Origin of the sequence: Brevibacillus brevis, assembly GCF_900637055.1 — a bacterium.
Lineage (GTDB): Bacteria > Bacillota > Bacilli > Brevibacillales > Brevibacillaceae > Brevibacillus > Brevibacillus brevis.
Genome location: NZ_LR134338.1, coordinates 2,276,018 through 2,298,181, shown reverse-complemented (window position 1 = coordinate 2,298,181; position 22,164 = coordinate 2,276,018). Strand labels below are relative to the sequence as shown.

Here is a 22,164-nt window from a genome sequence, read left to right as displayed (position 1 = left end):
TACCCTCAGGGAAGCTCCTCTCCAAACTATATAAGCTTTACTTATCTTTTACCATGACGATCCCAAGTAGCCCTGGACCTGTATGCGTACCGATCACGGGACCAATCTGTTCCAACCAAGAATCCGTTACCGTAAACTCTTGCTTGAGTCGCTCCAAGAGCTCAGCCGCTTGATCTGGAACACTGCTGTGCAACATGGCGACTTTCACAGGCTCGCCTTGCGCGTATTCCTGCAAAGCTTCAAATACACGATTCAGAGCTTTCTTTGTCCCTCTTACCTTGTCAAAAGCAGACACGTACCCGGCGACATCCAGTGTCAAAATCGGCTTGATGTTCAAGAGCGAGCCGATGACGGCAGATGCTTTGCCAATTCGACCGCCTTTTTGCAGGAACTCCAGTGTATCCACAATAAAGTATACCTGCACCTCATCCAAATAACGATCAATCTGATCCAGAATCTGCTCCTTGTTCTTGCCTGCTTGTGCGGCTTTGGCAGCCTCCACGCAGATCATTCCATGAACAAACGAAGCTTTGCGAGAATCGATCACCGTAATGTCGATATTTTCATCCAACATCGACTTGGCGATCATCGCTGATTGATACGTACCTGACAAGGAACCGGACAAGAGGATGGCAATGATTTGCACGTCCTTGCCATATTTCTCATAGATCGCTTTGTACGCTTCGGCAAATTCAAGCGGAGACGGCTGCGAGGTCGTCGGCATCACACTCGATTCCTTCAGCTTATCGAAAAACTCCGAAGACGAGATAGTGACTGCGTCCACATACGTTTCCGCCCCAAACATGATTTTCAACGGGACGGCCACGATCCCCAATGACTGCCTCTCAGACGCATCGATATCAGACGCGCTGTCGGTAAGAATCACAATTGGCATTCTCGATCGCTCCTCTCCCTATTCGTTCTTGTTCAATAAGATGGCGTTTACTCGACGGAAAAAATGAATGGATACAACGGCTGACCGCCTGCCTGAATCTCTACTTCCACATCCGGGTAGGCATCGGCCAAAGCTTTTTCTAAAGCATGAGCCTGATCTTCTGTCGCATCTTCTCCCAAGAATATCGTAATGATTTCGGAGTCTTCATCCACCATTCCCAAGAGCAGCGTTGTTGCGCATGCTAGCAAGTCGGGGCCTGCTGTGACGATTTCTTTCTCAGCCATGCCGATAAAATCGCCTTCTTTGATTTCTACCTCACCCATTTGCGTGTCTCGAACCGCATGCGTCACCATACCCGTTTTCACTTGGGCAATCGCCTTGGTCATTGCTTGCACGTTCGTTTCCGGCTGGACATCTGCACGGAAGCTGACCAATGCTGCCAATCCCTGCGGAATGCTCTTCGTCGGTACGACAGAAACAGGAACTTCAGCGAGCTCAGATGCCTGCTGTGCTGCCATGATGATATTGCTGTTGTTTGGCAGGATGATGATGTGTTGGGCATTCAGACCTGCGATGGCCTTCATAAAGTCCTCTGTGCTCGGGTTCATCGTTTGGCCACCCTCTACTACCACATGCACACCCATGCTGCGCAGAATTGTAGCGATTCCCCCACCAGCAGCTACCGCGATCAATCCGTATGGAAGCAGCTCTTTGGCAGGTTGAGCAGCTGATTCTGGCTTCGCCTGTCCTTTGCTCTCTTCCGCTTTGAGAATGTTCGCATGCTGCTCGCGCATGTTTTCTATCTTCAGTCGATGCAGGCTGCCGAATTGCTGAGCGTATTGCAGTACGCTTCCCGGATGCTCTGCATGAATATGTACCTTGACGACTTCATCATCAGAGACGACAAGCAATGAGTCTCCCATCGTATCCAGATGGTTTCGGAACATCGCTTCTGAGAACGGCTTTTTGTTCGGCTCAGTGCTATGTGCGACATGAACCATAAACTCCGTGCAGTACCCGTACTTGATGTCTTCTGTTTTCATGTGAATTTGTGCATGATGCTGCTCGGAAATGAGCTTGTCCAGCTCTTCTTGGCCGATTTTGGGTACCGAACGCTCACGATCTGCGGATAGCTCTTCCCCGCGCAATGCTCGCAAAAACCCTTCATAAATAAACAAGAGACCTTGTCCACCTGAGTCGACTACGCCCACTTCTTTTAGAACAGGCAGCATTTCCGGCGTACGCAACAGCGTAGCTTGCGCCTGCTCGTATGTTTTTTCCATGACAGAGATAATATCATCTGACGTACGCGCTGCACGCACAGCCATCTCCGCCGCTTCACGGGCAACAGTCAAAATCGTGCCTTCTACCGGCTTCATCACTGCCTGATACGCAGAGTCAACTCCAGCTTTCAAGGCATCGGCAAACTGACGGGCGTTAACCTCGTCTTTTCCATTGACTGATTTGCTGAAGCCGCGGAATAACTGGGACAAAATCACGCCGGAGTTACCGCGCGCGCCCATTAACAGACCTTTTGCCAAAGCAGCTGCCGATTCAGTGATTCGGGGGGATTCTTTTCGAGTCAACTCCTCCACACCGGAAGAGAAAGTCAAATTCATGTTTGTCCCCGTATCGCCATCCGGCACAGGAAAGACGTTTAATCCATCCACTACTCTGACGTTGTCGGATAAAAGGTTCGCCCCCAGGTAAACCATCCGGCTAAACAGCACGCCATCTAGACGCGTATGTACCAACTGATGTTCCTCCTTACATATCCCTGTCTGTACGAACTCCCTGCACAAAAATATTAACAGCAGTCACATCAATGCCTACTGTTTGCTCCAAGGTATAGCGAACACGGCGTTGAACGTTGCCTGCCACCTCGGAAATTTTCACGCCATAGCTGACGATAATGTGCATGTCCAATACTACTTCGCCATTTGTGTTATGAACGACGACACCTTTGCTCAGGTTATCTCTTCCTAACAACTCAGCGATTCCATCTTTCAATGCTTTGCGAGAAGCCATGCCCACAAGTCCAAAAACTTCCATGGCCGCTCCTCCAGCAATCCGTGCGATCACGTCTTCTGTAACATCGATCTTTCCTAGCGATGTATTCATTTCCACTGTCATGCAAGGACTCCTCCTCTGTTAAACAGCTTGACCGTCATAGGTAAGCGTAACCATGCTTCCTTACAATTCTACACTAACACAAAAGAGAAATGAAGCGTTTTGTCGATCCTATCAACCCTACGAGAAAGACTGGGTAAATCATCTTGTCAAGTATTGCAATTGACAGCAATGTTGTGCTAATATAGTCAAGTATTTGTATTTCCCACAAAGGAAATCCCGTTTAGATGTAACAAGGGAGGTGGATCGTAATGGCACGTCGTTGCTTTGTAACAGGTAAATCTGCTAAAGCTGGAAACGCTCGCTCCCACTCCATGCGCGCAACTCGCCGCACCTGGGGTGTCAACGTACAAAAAGTGCGCATTCTCGTAAATGGAAAACCGAAGCGCGTTTATGTAAGTACTCGAGCACTGAAATCCGGTCTCGTAACTCGCGTATAGTTGCTCTCAACTATGCGAAAAAAAGCACCCTCGAGGTGCTTTTTTACATTTCTCCCGTTTCTCCACTCTTCTCCTAAAGGAGGCTCGGGGCCGAAGCGTCACTTTTTCTTGTTGAACGCCTCGATAATGCCCCGAATCATGCCACCCAGGAACTTCGGCAACTTGATGGTGTAAAACCGCATGCTACCCCTCCTCACCGAAATTACTACACACGATACAAATACACGCCGGCCCCTATGAGTGCTAATGCCAATAGGCTATACCAAACCCACGGAGGTGCCCAATACAGGAAAATGGTGATTCCCCCGACAGCCAACGCAACCCCGAGAACACGTCGCAAGGCGCCCCCCTGTCGCAGGCGATAGGAGCGCAATCCCATTTCGCGTAAGCACCTCCTTTAGGTGTTCTCAAAAACGTGCATATTACATCATATTCTGCTGTCGGATAAACATGTATCCTGCCACATGAAAAAAGTATGTGTCTAAGAAGTAAAAAATCAGGCAACGGAACTCGCTGCCTGATTACATTATGTGGATAGTTTGTACATGATACCGATTTTTTCCTATTTCTTACGCAACTCGATCGCGTGCGGGGAACAACAGCTGTGATGCGCTGCTAAGCACAACGGTCAAGACGACTCCCGCGATAATCATTTCTGGCAACAGATACGTGATGTTATAAATGAGGGAATATTGCCAGACTGGTACACCTTCTGGCGCGTAGCTGCCAAACCAAATAATACCCGATAGAAAATGGCAGACAAATCGACCAATCACGCCGATGAACAAGCCGCTCCACAGTACCATGATTCGCTGCTTCGTTCCTTCGTAGCCAGACAGGCGAACGAGACCAGCCAAACCCAGCACCCCAAATGCAAGCGGATAATCGAGTAGCAGCTGTACCGGATGGACAACCGTACTGCCCAGCAGCAATTGCAGAAAGCCGACAACAAGACCTGTAATAACACCTGCGGCGAGTCCGCGGCGAACTGCAATCAGCGCGATCGGAACCATCACCAGGGACACAGAGCCGCCCTGCGGCATATCGAAAACCTTGATTTGACTAAATACAATTGCAAGAGCCGCCATCATCGCCATTTCCAACAAAATGACCAACCGTTGACGATCCAAAATAGTCACTCCTCAAAATAGAATAAATAAAAAATTTTTTACACTGATAATGTTTCTGATTCTAGCCCAAGTCTATGCTCGTGTCAAAGAAAAAAGCCGCTGCCTCATCGGCACTGCGGCTAGTTTTATTACCGAACCTTCTCCAAGAACTGCTGGGCACGTTCACTTCGTGGCTTTTTGAAAAACTCTTCTGGTGGCGTATCTTCCAAGAGACGACCATCATCGAGGAACAAAATACGGTCTGACACCTCTTCGGCAAAGCGCATTTCATGCGTGACGATTGCCATGGTCATTCCGCTATCAGCCAGCCCCTTCATAACCTCCAAAACCTCCTTGACCATTTCTGGGTCGAGGGCAGAGGTCGGCTCGTCAAACAGCATGATTTGTGGCTCCATCACAAGCGAGCGGGCAATAGCTACACGCTGCTTCTGACCGCCTGACAAGCGCGATGGAAAAACATCCGCTTTGTCTGCCAGGCCTACACGGGCCAATAGCTCGCGAGCCTTCTGTTCTGCTTCGGCTGCAGACATGCCTTTTACTTTCATCGGAGCATAGGTCAAGTTTTTCAATACCGTCATATGCGGAAACAAGTGAAAATGCTGAAAAACCATCCCGATTTGCTGACGAATGCCCATCACGTCAGCCTTTGGAGCCGTGATTTCCTGTCCGTTGATCGTAATTGCACCCGTCGTTGGTGTCTCCATCAGGTTGATGCAACGCAATAGCGTTGACTTCCCCGATCCAGATGGACCGATGATGGCGACAACCTCCCCTTTACCGATGTTCGTCGTGATGCCCTTCAACACATTCAGTTGTCCAAATGACTTCGTTATGTTATCGATCTTAATCACTGAGTCTCATCCTCCGTTCCAATACGCGAGCTACCCAAGTCAGGATCATAACCATGACATAGTATAGGATACCGGCGATCATGTATGGCTCAAAATAGCGGAAGATGGTGCCTTTGACCACATTCGCGTTCTGCATGATGTCTGCAAGACCAATCGTGGAAACGAGTGCGGATTCCTTCAAGAGTGCAATTGTTTCATTGACAAGAGCAGGCAAGATATTTTTGACAGCCTGCGGCAAAATAATGTCAAGCATCATCCGATGATAAGGTACACCAAGCGCTTTGGCCGCTTCCCACTGCCCTTTATCGACCGCCAAAATTCCACCGCGAATCGTCTCGGAAATGTATGCTCCTGAGTTTAGTGTAAACGTCAGTACAGCTGCTTCCAGTTGCGAAATGTTGTAGCCAGTAAGCTGTGGCGTTGCAAAATATACAAAGGTCAGCTGCAAAATCAAAGGTGTCCCGCGGAAAACAGAGGTATAGGCAACCGCGAGCCAGTTCAGCAATTTTACATTCGAAATTTTAATGAGTGCGAGGATGGAGCCCCAGACAAAGCCCAAAACAACAGAAATCAACGTAACGAGAAGCGTGCCCTTAATCCCTTCCAAAATGAAAGGAATATAGGGCACGATTTGTGCAAAATCCAAATTCATGCCCGTTCTCCCCTCTTGCTGCTAATACAGGTAGTCTTTGTTGAATGAAGAGATTATTGACCGAACCATTTTTGGATCAGCTTGTCCATTTCTCCATTGTCTTGCATCTTTTTAATCACTTCATTAAACTTCTCTACGTGCGGAGATCCTTTAGGGAACGCTACAGCAGAGCCATTCTTTTCATTTTCTTCCATTGTGGTGAATTGCAGAGAGTCATTGTTTGCCACGAAGCCTTTCGCTACCGTGTCCTCAATAATGGCAGCATCTACACGGCCCGCTTTTACTTCTTCGACAATCTCAGGCAGCTTGTTCAGCGAAGTGATCTGCAAGCCGGAAACAGTCTTTGCAAGCTCCTTTGCTGCCCCTTCCTGAATAGAACCGAGCTGTACCGCCACTTTTTTGCCAGCCAATTGCTCAGGCTTGGTCAGATTGCTGTCTTTCTTTGCTACGATCGTATTTTTCGCATCGTAATAGATGGTGGAGAAGTCAGCGTTCTTCTCACGCTCAGGTGTTGCTGTCATGCCAGCCATAACGAAGTCCGCGCGATTCGTTTGCAGTGCCGGAATAAGCCCGTCAAAGTTCATGTCATTAATTTGCAGTTCGTAGCCGAGCTCTTTTGCAATGTATTTCGCGATATCAATATCAAAGCCGACGATTTCATCCTTACCGCTGCTCAGGTCGTGATATTCATACGGCTTATAGTCAGCAGAAGTAGCCATGACCAGTGTTTTCTTGTCGCCAGCAGAAGCCGCAGGTGCTTGTCCTGTTGCGGTTTGATTGCCTGTACCGCATCCAGCGATTACGACTGCCGCAAGCATGGAAGTAAGTGCAAGTGAAATGAACGATTTTTGTTTTTTCATGATGAACCCCCGTTGTTATGATTTCCTGCATAAAGCAGTCTATTTGAAGCATTAATTTGCACAAAAACTTATATTTATGCATCACAATGATTATTTTACTCATAATCTGAACAATTTCAATCATTTTTTACTCACATTTTAAATGCGGAATATACAGAATTTTATGTGCAAATCTTTATTTTTGTGGCAGAAAAGCAAACAAGGCTTTATAGTGCTAGTAAAAGGAATCACAGGAGGCTGACATGGAGAAAAATTGGACGTCCTATTTTCGGCAACAGCTCCCAGAAATTATCGAGGAACTGCGTACTTATGTAGAGATGGAAACACCCACCCATAACAAGCAAGCTGTCGATCAATTGGGCAGCCTGATTGCAGAACGCTTTCGCCAATTAGGGTGTCGGGTGGAGAGCCTGCCACAAGAGCAATACGGAAATCAGCTGCGAATGGAGTATGGAGATGGCGACGAACAAATCCTCATTCTCGGTCACTTCGATACCGTAAAAGAGATTGGAACACTAGCCGTTGAGCCTTGTCGCGAGGAAAATGGCCGACTCTACGGGCCTGGTACATACGACATGAAAGCTGGGATCGTTTTTAGCTATTTCGCCCTGCGCGCCATGATGGAACACAAGCTTTCACCCAAAAATAAGCTTGTCTTTTTTTGGAACACCGACGAAGAGATTGGCAGTGTTTCCTCCGAAATGCTCATTAGAGAGGAAGCAAAAAGAAGTAAATATGCATTGGTACTGGAGCCTGCCGCTGGAGATGGCTCTTTGAAAACAAGCCGCAAAGGCGGCGGAGACTTCATTTTAAAAGTAACAGGCCGTGCTGCACATGCAGGCAATGATCACGCCAAAGGAATCAATGCGATCGCTGAGCTGGCTCACCACGTCCTCGATATTCAATCGTTTACGAATTATGAGGCGGGCACAACCTTGTCTGTCGGTACCATTACAGGCGGAAGTGCATCGAACGTCGTACCTGACTTTGCCATGACAGAAATTGATGTGCGTATCCAAAGCCGCGAGGAAAGCGAACGTATCACCCGATTGATGAGTCAGCTGACCCCTGTTCATCCAGAAGCCAAGCTGATCGTAGAAGGTGGAATCACCAAGCCTCCTATGGAACGAACAGCTGGTACCGAGCAACTGTTCTTGCATGCACAGGAACAAGCGCGTCTGGAAGGTTTTGAATTGACGGAGCAAGGTGTCGGTGGAACAAGCGATGGAAACTTCGCCGCTGATGCAGGAACACCAACACTTGACGGTTTGGGACCTGTTGGTGATGGAGCCCACGCTTCCCACGAGCATATCGTCATTGACGCCATTCCTGGCAGGATTGCCGTGATGCTGCGGATGTTTTTAACCTTGTCATAATAAATTTACAGGTGTATAATTTTATGGAAATTTAAGGCTCCGTCTACTTAACGACGGAGCCTTATCTGCACTATTTTCGAATGGGCAGTCATATATATTCCTATTCGAATAACAAGGAGAGGGAAAACATGGAATCAATCGCCACATTGCCGAGCAATCCCGTAGGATTTTGGCGCCGGCTCGGTGCCGGTCTGCTAGATGCACTCATTATCGGACTACCGCTACTACTGATCACCTATATCATTACAGGCAATACAGAAGACAATCTTGTTACCAATATCATCTCCTCGCTGTACAGCCTCCTCGTGCCTGTATTTTGGCATGGCTATACGGTGGGCAAAAGAATTGTCGGTATTCGCATCGCCCGAATCGATGGAGAGCCTGTTGGTATCGGAACCATGCTGTTACGCAACTTGGTCGGAGGAATCGTGTATGTCATTACACTTGGTCTTGGTGTAATCATCAGCGCCATCATGGTCATTGTTCGTCAGGATAAACGCTCGATCCATGATCTGATCGCGGGTACGTATGTAACATCGAATCATCCTTAATTTACCAAAATAGCCTGTCTCGACTAAAAAAAGTCCGGATGAATTATCTCCGGACTTTTTTCATTTCTATCCATTAAGCAGTTTATCGGAACAACACTTTATCTGTTTTTGCATCCATAAACACCATGGTTGTGTACGGCGGAAGGCTTGCACGCACAATGATATAAGGTGTGTGCACCGCTGGCATTGTAATATCTTCTGGTGCAGGATTTGTCAGCTCTACATAAACCGTGACCATTTCCCATCCTTGCTGAGTTCCAACAACCTTCAAACTATAGCCAGAGGTAGGCATTTCACCACGGGAGACTACATACAGGTCGCCTTGGCGATGTACACCCTTCTTCGCTTTTACTTTTCCTACGAATGCTCGTTCAGCCGCTGACAATGTACCTTCTTTTTCGATAGATAATTTTTTCGTTTGCACGTCTACTTGAGAACTCGAGATCGGCTCCGAATGTTTTTGTTCAGCGTGCACGGCAGTTTGTGAAAATGGCAGAATGGAGAGAATGGTGAGAACCGCTACACTGTTTTTCCATAACGATTTCATACATGATCAACTCCTGATTTTTTTAGAGGGCGACAACATTTCTTGATACTGGCCAGTATCTCTCAGATAGGAAATATTTACCACTATCTGGATAATTTGATTTAATCATTATATTTATTAAAAAGCAATATTTTCCAAAATGTTTTATTTTTGTTAATTAACCTTTACCACATATCGCCAGTAATCCTTGTTGGAGTAAGATTAATTCGATTTTATTCTATTTGTAGTATGAACTATAATTATACTTTTATTTTTATTATTAATTGATTTATCACATAATTAGTTATAATATTCAGATGATTACGAACGAACTATCAACAGAGGAAAGCACAAAAAAGCTGACGCCGATTGCATATCGTCGTCAGCTTACAGCAGCTAAGTGTTATTCCTACTGTCCACGAATCGCAGCGATTGCTTGACCGCGATCTGCTTGATTGAATACTGCGCTTCCCGCAACGAGGACAGTCGCTCCTGCTTCCTCGCACAAACGTGCTGTTTGAGCATTGACACCGCCATCGATTTCGATCTCCACATGCCCCAAGCCACGCTCGTTCAGCATTTGACGCAACTGGGCAACCTTTGGTACAACGCTGTGAATAAATTTTTGTCCACCAAAACCAGGGTTCACTGTCATGAGGAGAACCATATCCAAATCGGCAAGGACTGGCTCGATCGTGGAAATCGGTGTGGCCGGGTTCAATACTACTCCCGCTTTCACACCTTGCTCCTTGATCAAGTGCAGCGTGCGATGCAGATGACGGCATGCTTCCTGATGAACAGTAATCCAGTCTGCCCCACTTTTCGCGAATTGCGGAATGTAACGATCTGGTTCCTCGATCATCAAGTGTACATCGAGAGGCAGCTTGGTCACTGGGCGAATCGCTTCCACAATCAGAGGGCCGATCGTAATGTTTGGAACGAAGTGTCCATCCATTACATCCACGTGAATCCAGTCTGCTCCTCCCTTCTCGACATCGAGAATTTCTTCACCCAGACGGGCAAAATCAGCAGATAGGATAGAAGGTGCGATTTTTACCATGGTTTGTTCCTCCGTTGGTATTCTTTTAGCTCTTCGCGGAATTGTTTGTAGTGTTCATAGCGCTGTTCACTGATCTCACCGGCTTCCAGTGCGGCCTGCACAGCACAGGCTGGCTCACTAACGTGAAGACAGCCACGGAACTTGCATTCCGAGCTGCGGTCGGCAAAGTCCCGGAAGGCTTCCGCCAGATCAAGCTCGGAGAAATCGATAAACTCCAGTGAACTGAAGCCCGGTGTGTCTGCCACATATCCGCCGCCCTCAAGCGGAATCAGCTCCACGTGACGCGTTGTATGCTTTCCGCGTCCGAGCTTTTGGCTGACATCTCCTGTCTGCAGGCTGACACCCGGAAACAGCATATTGATCAGGGAGGATTTGCCTACACCTGACTGACCTGCAAAAACCGAAATACGGTCCCGTAAAATCTCACGCACGTCCTCCACACCGCGTTCATCCTTTGTTGAGGTGGGAATCACGCGGTACCCGATCGCTTCATACGTCTCCACGATTTCGGTTACCTCTTCTTCCGACACTTGATCGGCTTTCGATAGGACAATCACGGAATCAATCCCTGCATGCTCCGTGTGCGTCAGGAACTTGTCCAACAGTAACGGACTAAACATCGGCTTGTACATCGAAAAGACGAGTACCGCCTGATCCACATTGGAAATGGGCGGACGAACCAACTCATTCGTCCGTTCGCCCACCTCCATGATATAGCCTTCTTCCTCATTGATCGCATCGTAGACGACCCAATCCCCAACCAGTGGATTTACTTTTGCATCTTTTTTCTTAAAGAGCCCTCGTGCACGGCAACTGTAGATTCGCCCTTCGTCGGCTACATAATAGAAACCGCTGAGCGCTTTCACAATCCGTCCTTCTGGCATTCATGTCCCTCCACTACACTATGGCAAGCTGCTATAGGAAATCGAATACTTTTGTGCCTCCATAAAGTTGTTCATGTTCGGCCCTTTGACCAACAGCCTGATCAACGCATCTTTTTGAGGCGACACTACGTATGGCACGTTGTATTCTTTGCTTTCGGATACAGGCTCAGTCAGCACAACCTTCGTTCCGCTAGCATCCGTTACTTCAATTTGCACTTCCAACGTATCACCTGGCATCACATCCACATAGACAGGTGAAGTTCCAGTCTTGGCGTCTTGCGGGTATTGGCCATTGCTGACCTCAAGCGGAATCGCTACGTCCTTTTGCACATCCATTCCCGGATCGTATGGGTGAGTGCTGAGAACAATGCCTGGTTTGTCGGTCGTATAAGTAGGCACTTCGGTGATTTTCCCGACAGACAGCCCTTTTTTGAACAATTCTACTTGCGCAGCCTCTACAGATTTATTCCGGACATCCGGCATTTTCACGAAGGCTTTTCCTTTACTAATCGTGACTGTCACATTCGTTTTGGTCGGGAACACCTTTTCATTTGCGGCTGGAGACTGCTTGATAACCGTTCCTACCTCGGCCTTGTCGTCTTCTTCCTCTACAAAAGTGACATTCTCCAGTTTGAAGCCATTGCTTTTCAATGCTTCCTCTGCGGTTGCTCGCGGCAACGTAACCAAATTCGGCATGCTGATCTCTTGTTGTCCTTTGCTTACAAACAAGGTCACAACGGAATTTTCCTTTAACCGCATGGGAGGTGCAGGGTCCTGGCGTATCACCATTCCCTTTTCTATCGTATCATTGGCTTCTTCCACGATACGGGCGACAAGTTTGGCATTCTGAATCTCCTTCTCCGCGAGCGACACTTCTCTACCTTCCACATGAGGTACATTCACCTCTGGAACGGTCGGGAACAGATTCAACAGTAAGTTAAATCCGAAGAATGCCAGTACGAAAAATAGTCCAATACCGCCAACCCACATCAGGGCTTTGATCCACCATTGTTTCTTGGCTGGTTTGTCGTCCTCTTCTTCCGAACGTTGCTCATAGCGGCTACGCCCCGCTCCTCCGGTTTTGCCATTGGTATGGCCTTCGAGCATGTCAGGTGTGATGATCGGCACCACTCGCGTCATCTCTTCATCCACCGGGAACGTCAGCTTTTCTTCGTTTAATCGTTCTGGGAACAGGCAGGTCTCCAAATCTTCTAGCATTTCACTCGCAGATGCGTATCTGAGAAACGGATCCTTTACCAGCGCCTTCAAAATGACATTTTCCACACTCTGTGGGATAGCCGGATTGACTTGGCGCGGCTCTGGAAGCGGCTCCTGCAAATGCTTGAGCGCCACTGATATAGGGGAATCACCGGAAAACGGCAGTTCACCTGTCACCATTTCGTACAAGACGATCCCCAGCGAGTAAATATCGGATTTTTCCCCGGTAATCCCACCGCGCGCCTGCTCTGGTGAAAAATAATGGACAGAGCCAAGCATCGCATTCGTATGCGTAATCGTTGCTGAAGTAACGGCTCGCGCAATCCCGAAGTCCGTAACCTTCACCCGACCATTTTTTCCAATCATAATGTTATGCGGCTTGATATCTCGATGAATGATCTGGTTTTGATGCGCATGATCGAGTGCATCGCAAATTTGCTCGGCGATCCGCACTGCCTCTTCTACCGGCAGCGCACCACGTTGAATGATGACCTCTTTCAACGTATAGCCTTCTATGTACTCCATCACCATGTAATGGGTATCGCCTTCCTGACCGACATCATACACCCCAACCACATTGGGGTGAGATAAGCTCGCCACCGCCTGCGCTTCACGTCGGAAACGATTGACGAAATCTTCGTCCGTACCAAACTGTGAACGCAGCACTTTGACTGCCACTGGACGATTCAAAATTAAATCTTTGGCCTTGTATACAATGGCCATACCGCCCCCACCGACGCGGGATTCTATTTGGTATCGTCCTCCCAGTCGTTGACCTTCCATCTCTCTCACCCCTCTTTCTGACCGGCATCAAGCGTATTTCGTACGGCAACCAGCGTTATGTTATCTTCCCCACCGGCATCCAGTGCTTCCTGCACCAAACCGTCCACCTTCGCTTGTAACGATATCTGTTTCTGCATACTTTCTTCTAAGGAAGGATGACTGACCTTGTTGCTCAGTCCATCTGAGCAAATCAAGACGATATCACCCTCTGACCATTCAAACTGCCCAAGATCAATGAGCACATCCGGTTCAGTCCCGAGCGAACGCATAATAACGTTGCGGTGAGGGTGGACAGACGCCTCCTCGGATGTAATCTGTCCACTTTTCACCAGCTCATTTACAAGGGAATGGTCTTCTGTTTTCAAGACCAGTCCGTCTTGGTTGTAAAAATACAGACGGCTGTCGCCAATATGCGCGGTAATCACGGAGGATTGGTCGAACAAGGCAGCAACCACGGTTGTGCCCATGCCACTGCACTCCGGATGTTCAACCGCATATTCATAGACTTCTTTATTCGCAAGTAGGACGGCGTTCATCAATTGCTCACGCACATCCTCTGCTTCGAGGTCCCCATCTAGGTGACGCAGTTCTTTTACTATTCGCTCAACAGCAAGGCGACTGGCGATATCACCAGCCTGATGGCCACCCATACCATCTGCTACAATGGCGAGCACGCGTCCGTTCAAATCGGTCACACAGGCATAATAGTCCTCATTAACCTGACGAACGCGGCCAACATGGGATTTCATCGCGATTTCCATGGCATCACCCCACGGTTTCTTTAGCGTGTTGTGCCCTCAATTGTCCGCAAGCAGCAGCAATATCACTGCCTTGCTCGCGTCTGATGGTCACATTGATTCCTTTTTCCTCTAAAATGCGTTTGAACTGAAAAATCTCATTGCGTGGCGTACGCACATAATCACGCTCTGGTACGTAGTTCACCGGGATCAGATTCACGTGGCAAAGCATGTCGCCAATGAGTTCGGCCAGTTCCTCTGCATGCTCAGGCTGATCGTTTTTCCCACCAAACAGACCATACTCAAAACTAATGCGGCGCCCTGTCTTGTTAATGTAATGGTGACATGCTTCCATCAGCTTCGCAAGCGGGAAGCCGCGGTTGATCGGCATCAGCTGGCTTCTCAGCTCCGTGTTTGGAGCGTGCAGGGAAATCGCCAGGTTCACTTGTCCGCCTCGCTCAGCGAACTCATAAATCTTCGGCACAATTCCACTTGTGGAAACCGTAATGTGTCGAGCACCGATATTCAGTCCACGGTTATCGTTGATGACGGACAAGAACGCCATCAAGCTCTCGAAGTTCTCGAAAGGCTCCCCGATCCCCATGACGACTACGTGACTGACACGCTCACCTTCCGCATCCAATCTGCGTTGTGCTGTCAATACTTGAGAGACGATTTCACCTGCATCCAGGTTACGCTTTAATCCACCTAGTGTAGACGCACAAAACGTGCATCCAATACGGCAACCAACCTGTGTCGTAACACAAATGCTGTTTCCGTAGTTATGACGCATAATCACGGTCTCAATCGCATGGCCATCGACAAGCTGGAACAAAAACTTGATCGTCCCATCCTGCGACTCCTGATGCGTGATTTCTTTGAGTGGCTCCATGCGGAATGTTTCTGCCAGCTTTTGGCGCAACTCCTTGGACAAATTGCTCATCTCTTCAAAAGAAGTGACGCGCTTTACATATAGCCAGTCAAAAATTTGTTGCGCGCGAAATGCTTTGTCGCCGGCACTAACCAGCCATTCCTTCATTTCATCTTGCGTCAAACTGTAAATAAGCGGCTTTGCGCCAGTAAATGTCGTTAATGGCATTCTATCTCCACATCCTCAAAATCATTGCTTGCCTAAATCCATTCTATCATTGTACCTCGTGGGGCGTCTCGCTTCAAACGGTTTTGACATCCAGATTCATAAATGCGTCACTTTTCCTAGTGTAAACCAATCCGAGCGCTCGCAAACAAAGGCAAAGGAGTGGCATTTTCCACCAGTTGGTGCGCCACCCCTTGTTTGTACGTCCGTTTCCTTACCCTCTTCGTTTCAATCGCGCGATAAAGAATCCATCACTCTCGAAATGGTGAGGCAAAATTTGTACGCAGGCTCCGGTTTCATCGATATGCACTCTGACAGCCTCAGGCAGGTCTTGTGCCAGTGTATCATCGAATACGAAATCAGGGTGTTCTTCGACAAAGCGGCGAACTATCTCCTGGTTTTCTGCCGGCTCGATCGTACATGTGCTGTAAACCATCACACCACCCTGAGCAAGCATTGGCGCCAATGTCTTGAGCAGTTCGTACTGTAGCTGAGCAATCGCACGGACATCCTCAGGCGTTTTGTTCCATTTTAGATCAGGCTTGCGACGAATCACGCCAAATCCGGTGCATGGCGCATCCAGAAGGATTCGATCGAAAGTTCCCAGTGCTTTTTCTGGTAGGTCCAGCGCATCACTAACGATTGGCTCGATGATCGTAATTCCGAGTCTTTTCGCTGCAGTCGCAATCAGATCGCGTTTGTGCGGATGCACGTCACTCGCAATGATTTGCCCGTGGTTTTCCATCATTTCCGCTATGTGCGTTGTTTTTCCACCAGGTGCCGCACAAGCATCCAGTACACGCATGCCTGGCTGGGCAGCAAGAGCTGGTGCTACGAGCATGGAACTCTCATCCTGGATCGTGAAGTAGCCTTCCTTGAACAAGCGAGAGCCTGCTGCATGTCCGCCTTCCATCAGAATGGCATGAGGACTGACAGACGATGCTTGTCCTTCCAGTCCTTCCTCCGCCAGCTTGTCCAGCACTTGATCCTTCGTCGTTTTCCATGCATTGACCCGGACAGAGCTATGCGGAGTTCTGTTGTTGGCTTCGCAAATCGCAATCGTCGTCTCTTCGCCATATACGGCAAGCCACTGGCGCACAAGCCATTCTGGATGAGAATAGGCTACGGCGATTTGCAAGGCACGGCCGCCTTTTGGCTGACGCTCCCACACATCCGGCTGGCGCAATACATTGCGCAAAACACCGTTGACCATCGAAGCAATCCCTTGATGACCGCGTTTTTTGGCAATTTCAACCGCCTGGTGTACGGCAGCACGCTCAGGAATACGGTCCAAAAAGCGAATTTGATACAAGCTGAGACGCAGCAAATTACGGACCCAGGTCTGGACCTTTTTATTCCCGACAAAATGGGACAGGACATGATCCAGCGTCAACTTGCGCTGAATGGTACCGTACACAAGCTCTGTCACCAGCCCTGCATCTGCTGCACTGAGATTTTCCCGGTCCAAAACATTGCGCAGCTCAAGATTGCTGTAGGACTTATGTTCTTCTACCCTGTTCAAAACATCGAGGGCAATATCGCGAGCTCCCTTTTTTGCCACGGACTATTCTCCTACCTTTGTGCCGATTTTAATGCTGCTGCCCGCTCCGCGCAAAAAGTCGAGTGCACTCATACGTTTTTTGCCTTCTGGCTGCAATTCGGTTATTTTCACTGCACCGCTACCGCAAGCGACAACGATCCCGTCTTCCTCGCGGGCGATGATCGTTCCCGGCTCTTTTCCTTCACCGGACGAAGACATTTTCTCTACCCACCACAACTTCCAAATTTTACCTTCGCATGTGGTAAATGCGACAGGCCACGGATTCAAGCCGCGGACTTGGTTGTAAATCTGTTCCGCAGAACGGCTCCAGTCAATTTTTTCGTCTGTACGCTTAATATTCGGGGCAAAAGTCGCTGCCGAATGATCCTGTTGCTCTGCTGCGAGCTCACCAGCCAACAGGCGCGGAACGGTAGAAATCAACAGCTTAGAGCCTGCCGCAGCCAATTTGTCATGCAAGGTCCCCACGGTATCGCGCTCCTCAATCGGCACGACTACCTTGGACAGCATATCCCCTGCATCGAGAGCTTCCACCATGTACATGATGGTCACGCCTGTTTCCGCTTCTCCCTCGACAATCGATTTATGAATCGGGGCACCCCCGCGATATTTCGGCAAAAGAGAGGCGTGCACATTGATGCAGCCATATTTCGGTGCATCGAGCAGTTTTTTAGGCAAAATCTGTCCATACGCCGCAGTAATGATCAGATCAGGCTCGAGCGCCAACACTTCATCCAAGGCTTCTTCTGCCTTGATTTTCTCCGGTTGCAATACCAAAAGTCCATGACGCAAAGCCGCCTCCTTCACGGGGGGCGGCGTCAATACTTGCTTGCGTCCAACGGGACGATCGGGTTGTGTTACGACTCCAATCACGTTGTAGCCTGCTTCGAGTACAGCCGTAAGACTCGATACAGCAAAGTCAGGCGTACCCATAAACAGGATGCGAGCATCTTTCAAATGGTTATTCCCCTTCCTGGTTCGGGTTTACTTTGTACACCTTGTCAGCTACATCGATAAAGAGGACACCGTTCAAATGATCGATCTCGTGTTGAGCGCAGCGGGACAACAGGTCGTCTGCCTCGAGCTCAATCACATTCCCGTCACGATCATGACCGCGCAGCTTGATCCACTTGTGGCGGCGAACGTCTCCTTGCAGACCTGGAATGCTCAGGCAACCTTCTGGATAATCGTATTGCTCCCCTTCATGCTCCACGATTTCCGGATTGATCATTTCAATCAGTCCATCACCGCAATCCATCACGATGACACGCTTGGAGATGCCCACTTGTGGAGCAGCCAAGCCAACACCGTCTGCATCGTACATCGTATCTGCCATATCATCAAGCAGCTTGTGCAAGTTGGAATTAAATTTGGTTACAACCATTGCCTTTTCACGCAAAATCGGATCTGGATGTTTTACAATTGTGCGAATAGCCATGTGTTTCATATCCTCCCTAAAGCAGTACGTAAGGGTCGACGTCAATCGTCATCAATACTTTCTGCTGTTTGTTCCATTCTTCAAACGCAGCCGTCGCCTGAGCGAGCAAGTCTGACAGTTGCGGTTCATCCCGATATTTTAGCATGATCTGAAAACGAAATCTATCCTTCACCCTTGCAATGGGCGAAGCGACTGGGCCCAAGAGGATTGTTGTCTGTGCCAAACGCTGCCGCAAATAGTCAGCCATTGTATGCGCACCGCGGATAACAACAGGTACATCCTCGTGGCTAAACGTAATTAATACGAGACGGAAATACGGCGGGTAGCCTGTTCGTCTGCGCTGCATCATTTCATCCTGATAAAATGCGGGATAATCATGCTTGGTCGCATGAACAATGCTGTAGTGCTCTGGCGTATACGTCTGAATTACGACATCGCCGTCCAGCTCATGCCGTCCTGCCCGTCCACCTACCTGCGTCAGGAGCTGAAATGTCTTTTCCGCTGCACGGAAGTCAGGCAGATGCAAAGAAGTATCCGCTGCAATAATTCCTGCCAGCGTTACTCGTGGAAAATCAAGGCCCTTGGCAATCATTTGGGTACCGAGCAAAACGTCGCCTTGACCCGAACGGAATTTGTTTAGCAGCTCTTCGTGAGAGCCTTTTCGCGAGGTCGTATCCACGTCCATTCGGATGACCCGGATTCCAGGAAACAGTTTTGCCAGCTCCGCTTCCACCTTTTGCGTTCCGGTACCAAAAAAGCGTATATGCTCACTCTGACACTCCGGACAATGCTTGGGCTGTGCGATGGTGTATCCACAGTAATGGCAGCGCGCTGTATGATTCGTTTTATGGTAAGTAAGCGAGATGTCACAATGCACGCAGCGCATCGTATAGCCACAGGAGCGGCACATGACAAAGGTAGAAAAGCCTCTTCGGTTAAGGAAAATGACCATCTGTTCTTCTTTTGCCAATCGATCCGCAATCATCTCATGCAGCTTCCGGCTGAACATCGAACGATTCTGGGCCTGAAGCTCCTCGCGCATATCTACAACATGTACCTCCGGCATCGGGCGATTCCCGACACGCTCCGGCATGCGCAACAGCTCGTATCGGCCTCGTGTAGCCAGTGCATACGTCTCCAAGGCAGGAGTCGCGCTTCCCATAACGAGTACACCCTGATTTTCTTTCGCTCGCCACAGGGCTACTTCCCGTGCATGGTAGCGCGGGGTCTCTTCTTGCTTATACGAGCTCTCATGCTCTTCATCGATCACAATCAGACCAACATTCCGAAACGGAGCAAAGATGGCAGATCGTGCACCTACCACCACTTTGACCTGATTGCGAATGATTTTGCGCCACTCGTCATAGCGCTCTCCTTGTGACAGCGCACTGTGCAAAACAGCTACGTCTGCACCAAAACGAGCTTTGAAGCGCTCCACCATTTGCGGAGTCAGTGAAATTTCCGGAACGAGAAAGATCGCCTCGCGACCTTTTTCCAACGTGCGTTCGATCGCTTCGAGATACACTTCTGTCTTACCGCTTCCAGTGACGCCGTGCAGCAAGTAAGAAGCATAGGTTCCCGATTCAATTGATTGCAAGATAGGTGTCAGTGCCGCTTCCTGTACCGGGGTAAAGACAGGCTTCTGCTTATCCTGGAAACGTCGATTGGCGTACGGGTCCCGGTAGACCTCCACTTGCTCGATCGCGATCCAGCCTTTTGATTCCAGGCTTTTTAGCGGAGAGCGCGTAATTCCGTATTCATCCCGCAGCATTTGTACAGATAAGGACTGCTCCTTGTGCATGAGCATCAGTTGAAGGACACGGCGCATCTGCTCTGCCCGTGCTGGCAACGAACCAATCGCTTCTTCCAGCTTACCTTCATCCAATAAGCTCCGCACAAATGATTGCTGCTTGCGGGTAATTTTGTCCCTTACTTGATACTCCGTAGCAAGCAGACCACTCTGTATCCAACCGGGAACGAGCAAATACTCCTCTGCAAATTGTTTCTCCACTTCAGTCAGCGGAATTTGCCGTTTGCGAAACATTTCCCACAGAAGCCCCGATCTCCCGCATGCTTCTTCGTCTAATGCGTCTGTCGCCGTCAGCCACTTCTCCGACTTCCCTTTTAGCACAGCCGGAAGCATCGCCTGTACAGCTGTTACCCACGGACACAAGTATTGCTTGGACATCCATTCGCTCATCTTTAGCAGCTCTGGCGTAAGAGGAGGAGTGTCGTCTTGTACTTGCACAACATCTTTTAGACGCGAACGATCTGGTATGGCTTCGTCATCCTCTACAATCCCGATGACATAGCCTTGCAGTTGGCGGGGACCAAAGGGGACAACCACACGACTGCCAATGCGAATCAGTGGACGCAGCCAAGGCGGAACATGGTAATCAAAAGGTCGATTCGTTCGATTGACCGGTACGTCCACGATAATTTGGGCAATCATGACAGGTCTCGGAGCGGTTTATGCTCTTGCACGGCAAGGACAGCATCAAACAGCTTGTCTGCCACAGCCCGCTTGCTCAATTTATCCAACGCCAGTTGCTCTCCGCCACGGGTTAGCAAGGTCACGATATTCGTATCGCTCCCCATTCCTGCTCCCTCAAGCAATACGTTATTGGCTACGATCATATCGAGGTTTTTTCGCTCCAGCTTGGACTGGGCATGCTGTAACACATTTTGGGTCTCTGCTGCAAAGCCCACGACGAATTGCTTCGTTTTCCGCTCACCAATGGTCTTTAAAATATCGGGTGCTTTCTCTAGCGAAAGTTCGAGTGGACCATCACCCTTTTTCATCTTATGTTCAGCTACATGCTTTGGTCGATAATCGGAAACGGCTGCTGATTTGACGACGATGTCACAGTGCGGCAACTGCTCCATAACGGCATCAAACATTTCTTGTACCGATTCCACCGCGATGAATTCTACTCCATCAGGACGTGCCAAGGTAGTCGGCCCACTTATCAGTGTGACCTTCGCCCCTCTGTCTCTTGCCGCTTCCGCGATGGCGTAGCCCATTTTTCCTGAAGCATGATTGGTTATGTAACGAACGGGATCAATTTTTTCACGAGTCGGTCCCGCTGTGATCAGTACGTGCTTATCCTGCAAATCTTTTTCTCGGATCGTTTGTCTGGTCTCATCGGAAGCAAACCACTGACGAACAGCTTCGACGATTTCCTCTGGCTCCGCCAAACGTCCTTTGCCAATCCAGCCACATGCCAAGAGCCCGACACCCGGTTCAACAAACCGATAACCATAGGCCGTAAGCTTATCCATATTTGCGATAACCGCCGGGTGATTGTACATATTGACGTTCATGGCGGGTGCGACCATGACAGGCGCCTTCGTAGCCAGTACTGTCGTCGTCAGCATATCATCCGCAATGCCATTCGCCATTTTGCCAATCACGTTGGCCGTTGCTGGCGCGATTAAAACAAGATCAGCTCGATCAGCCAGTTCGATATGGCTAATCACATGCGGATCTGGCTCCGTAAACGTATCTGTATAAACAGGCAGGTGAGACAAGGCTTGAAACGTCAAAGGCTGAATAAACTGTAAAGCGCTCTCTGTCAAAATGACATGCACCAATGCACCTGCCTGTGTCAGCTTGCTGGTCAGTGCAGCAGCCTTGTAAGCAGCGATGCCGCCAGATACTCCAAGAACAATTCGTTTTCCTGCAAGCGAATGCATCTGCACTCTCTCCTTTCTCCCCTATCCGAAATCCGAAAAAAACAACCTCGTGAGGTTGTTTTTAAAGGTGACTGCTTATTTGCGACCGTCCAAAAACTCGTGAACGAGCTCGTCGGAGATGAACTCTTCCAGTGCCAAACCTACAAACTTTTTGGATTTTGGTCTCACCACTTGAATTTCGCTGTTTTCGCGAAGCTGACGCGCACGCTTGGATGCTACTGTCACCAGGATGTACTTGCTCTCCGCTTTTTGGGTCAATTCGTCAATAGATGGATACAACATA

At 49.0% G+C, this 22,164-nt stretch carries 24 protein-coding genes; 3 read left to right on the top strand and 21 right to left on the bottom strand.

The genetic code is table 11. The features are described 5' to 3' along the window. Window positions 1-37 precede the first annotated feature (37 nt). Genes EL268_RS11540 through EL268_RS11530 form a run of 3 tightly spaced genes read right to left on the bottom strand, consistent with a single transcriptional unit; the run spans window position 38 to window position 3,028 of the window. Window positions 38-895 carry a DegV family protein gene (locus tag EL268_RS11540; protein ID WP_106653331.1) on the bottom strand — a complete coding sequence of 286 codons (858 nt, stop codon included), beginning with the start codon at window positions 893-895 and terminating at the stop codon, window positions 38-40. Window positions 896-942: 47 nt separating this feature from the next. Further along, on the bottom strand, window positions 943-2,649 hold the full coding sequence (locus EL268_RS11535; RefSeq protein WP_106653330.1) for a DAK2 domain-containing protein: 1,707 nt from the start codon (window positions 2,647-2,649) through the stop codon (window positions 943-945). A gap of 13 nt (window positions 2,650-2,662) precedes the next feature. Then, a complete protein-coding gene (locus EL268_RS11530; RefSeq protein WP_007728362.1) occupies window positions 2,663-3,028 on the bottom strand; it encodes an Asp23/Gls24 family envelope stress response protein in 366 nt (121 codons plus the stop codon). 248 nt (window positions 3,029-3,276) lie between these two features. Here EL268_RS11530 and rpmB point away from each other — a divergent pair, with 248 nt between their 5' ends. Then, entirely contained in the window at window positions 3,277-3,465 is a 189-nt protein-coding gene (gene rpmB, locus EL268_RS11525; RefSeq protein ID WP_005831020.1) for a 50S ribosomal protein L28, read from the top strand. 98 nt (window positions 3,466-3,563) lie between these two features. Here rpmB and spoVM read toward each other — a convergent pair whose 3' ends face one another. From spoVM to EL268_RS11500, 6 genes are all read right to left on the bottom strand, one after another. Then, a complete protein-coding gene (gene spoVM / locus EL268_RS11520; RefSeq protein WP_005831022.1) occupies window positions 3,564-3,647 on the bottom strand; it encodes a stage V sporulation protein SpoVM in 84 nt (27 codons plus the stop codon). A gap of 23 nt (window positions 3,648-3,670) precedes the next feature. Continuing rightward, window positions 3,671-3,844, bottom strand: coding sequence for a hypothetical protein (locus EL268_RS32745; RefSeq protein WP_007728365.1), 174 nt, complete (start codon window positions 3,842-3,844; stop codon window positions 3,671-3,673). A 190-nt stretch (window positions 3,845-4,034) separates the two neighbouring features. Then, the gene (gene thiT / locus EL268_RS11515) at window positions 4,035-4,595 is read right to left on the bottom strand and encodes an energy-coupled thiamine transporter ThiT (RefSeq protein WP_106653329.1); all 561 of its coding nucleotides are present in this window, start codon (window positions 4,593-4,595) and stop codon (window positions 4,035-4,037) included. 128 nt (window positions 4,596-4,723) lie between these two features. Further along, window positions 4,724-5,446, bottom strand: a complete 723-nt coding sequence (locus EL268_RS11510) for an amino acid ABC transporter ATP-binding protein (protein ID WP_106653328.1) — start codon at window positions 5,444-5,446, stop codon at window positions 4,724-4,726. Then, window positions 5,439-6,098 (bottom strand): amino acid ABC transporter permease, encoded by a 660-nt coding sequence (locus EL268_RS11505; RefSeq protein ID WP_106653327.1) that lies wholly within the window; start codon window positions 6,096-6,098, stop codon window positions 5,439-5,441. The genes EL268_RS11510 and EL268_RS11505 overlap by 8 nt, the downstream gene beginning before the upstream one ends. A 53-nt stretch (window positions 6,099-6,151) precedes the next feature. After that, complete coding sequence (locus EL268_RS11500; protein ID WP_106653326.1) at window positions 6,152-6,958, bottom strand: transporter substrate-binding domain-containing protein; 807 nt, start codon at window positions 6,956-6,958, stop codon at window positions 6,152-6,154. 242 nt (window positions 6,959-7,200) lie between these two features. Here EL268_RS11500 and EL268_RS11495 point away from each other — a divergent pair, with 242 nt between their 5' ends. Then, window positions 7,201-8,334 carry a M20 family metallopeptidase gene (locus tag EL268_RS11495; RefSeq protein WP_106653325.1) on the top strand — a complete coding sequence of 378 codons (1,134 nt, stop codon included), beginning with the start codon at window positions 7,201-7,203 and terminating at the stop codon, window positions 8,332-8,334. Window positions 8,335-8,462: 128 nt separating this feature from the next. Next, on the top strand, window positions 8,463-8,885 hold the full coding sequence (locus EL268_RS11490; RefSeq protein ID WP_106653324.1) for an RDD family protein: 423 nt from the start codon (window positions 8,463-8,465) through the stop codon (window positions 8,883-8,885). Window positions 8,886-8,967: 82 nt separating this feature from the next. Here the strand turns inward: EL268_RS11490 and EL268_RS11485 are convergent, their stop codons facing one another. From EL268_RS11485 to rpoZ, 12 genes are all read right to left on the bottom strand, one after another. Then, entirely contained in the window at window positions 8,968-9,432 is a 465-nt protein-coding gene (locus tag EL268_RS11485; RefSeq protein WP_106653323.1) for a protease complex subunit PrcB family protein, read from the bottom strand. Between the two features lie 388 nt (window positions 9,433-9,820). After that, a complete protein-coding gene (gene rpe, locus EL268_RS11480) occupies window positions 9,821-10,471 on the bottom strand; it encodes a ribulose-phosphate 3-epimerase (RefSeq protein ID WP_106653322.1) in 651 nt (216 codons plus the stop codon). Next, window positions 10,465-11,355 carry a ribosome small subunit-dependent GTPase A gene (rsgA, locus tag EL268_RS11475; RefSeq protein ID WP_106653321.1) on the bottom strand — a complete coding sequence of 297 codons (891 nt, stop codon included), beginning with the start codon at window positions 11,353-11,355 and terminating at the stop codon, window positions 10,465-10,467. Before rsgA ends, rpe begins: the two co-directional genes overlap by 7 nt. An 18-nt stretch (window positions 11,356-11,373) precedes the next feature. After that, window positions 11,374-13,356, bottom strand: a complete 1,983-nt coding sequence (gene pknB / locus EL268_RS11470; protein ID WP_106653320.1) for a Stk1 family PASTA domain-containing Ser/Thr kinase — start codon at window positions 13,354-13,356, stop codon at window positions 11,374-11,376. Between the two features lie 5 nt (window positions 13,357-13,361). Continuing rightward, window positions 13,362-14,117, bottom strand: a complete 756-nt coding sequence (locus EL268_RS11465; RefSeq protein WP_106653319.1) for a Stp1/IreP family PP2C-type Ser/Thr phosphatase — start codon at window positions 14,115-14,117, stop codon at window positions 13,362-13,364. Between the two features lie 4 nt (window positions 14,118-14,121). Then, window positions 14,122-15,192, bottom strand: coding sequence for a dual-specificity RNA methyltransferase RlmN (rlmN, locus tag EL268_RS11460; RefSeq protein ID WP_106653318.1), 1,071 nt, complete (start codon window positions 15,190-15,192; stop codon window positions 14,122-14,124). Between the two features lie 211 nt (window positions 15,193-15,403). Next, window positions 15,404-16,750, bottom strand: a complete 1,347-nt coding sequence (gene rsmB / locus EL268_RS11455) for a 16S rRNA (cytosine(967)-C(5))-methyltransferase RsmB (RefSeq protein ID WP_106653317.1) — start codon at window positions 16,748-16,750, stop codon at window positions 15,404-15,406. Window positions 16,751-16,753: 3 nt separating this feature from the next. Continuing rightward, window positions 16,754-17,704 carry a methionyl-tRNA formyltransferase gene (gene fmt / locus EL268_RS11450; RefSeq protein WP_106653316.1) on the bottom strand — a complete coding sequence of 317 codons (951 nt, stop codon included), beginning with the start codon at window positions 17,702-17,704 and terminating at the stop codon, window positions 16,754-16,756. A gap of 4 nt (window positions 17,705-17,708) precedes the next feature. Further along, window positions 17,709-18,185, bottom strand: a complete 477-nt coding sequence (gene def / locus EL268_RS11445) for a peptide deformylase (protein WP_106653315.1) — start codon at window positions 18,183-18,185, stop codon at window positions 17,709-17,711. 16 nt (window positions 18,186-18,201) lie between these two features. Continuing rightward, window positions 18,202-20,637 carry a primosomal protein N' gene (priA, locus tag EL268_RS11440; protein WP_106653314.1) on the bottom strand — a complete coding sequence of 812 codons (2,436 nt, stop codon included), beginning with the start codon at window positions 20,635-20,637 and terminating at the stop codon, window positions 18,202-18,204. Then, a complete protein-coding gene (coaBC, locus tag EL268_RS11435; protein WP_106653313.1) occupies window positions 20,634-21,881 on the bottom strand; it encodes a bifunctional phosphopantothenoylcysteine decarboxylase/phosphopantothenate--cysteine ligase CoaBC in 1,248 nt (415 codons plus the stop codon). Before coaBC ends, priA begins: the two co-directional genes overlap by 4 nt. Window positions 21,882-21,956: 75 nt before the next feature. Further along, a complete protein-coding gene (gene rpoZ / locus EL268_RS11430; protein ID WP_106653312.1) occupies window positions 21,957-22,163 on the bottom strand; it encodes a DNA-directed RNA polymerase subunit omega in 207 nt (68 codons plus the stop codon). Window position 22,164 lies beyond the last annotated feature (1 nt).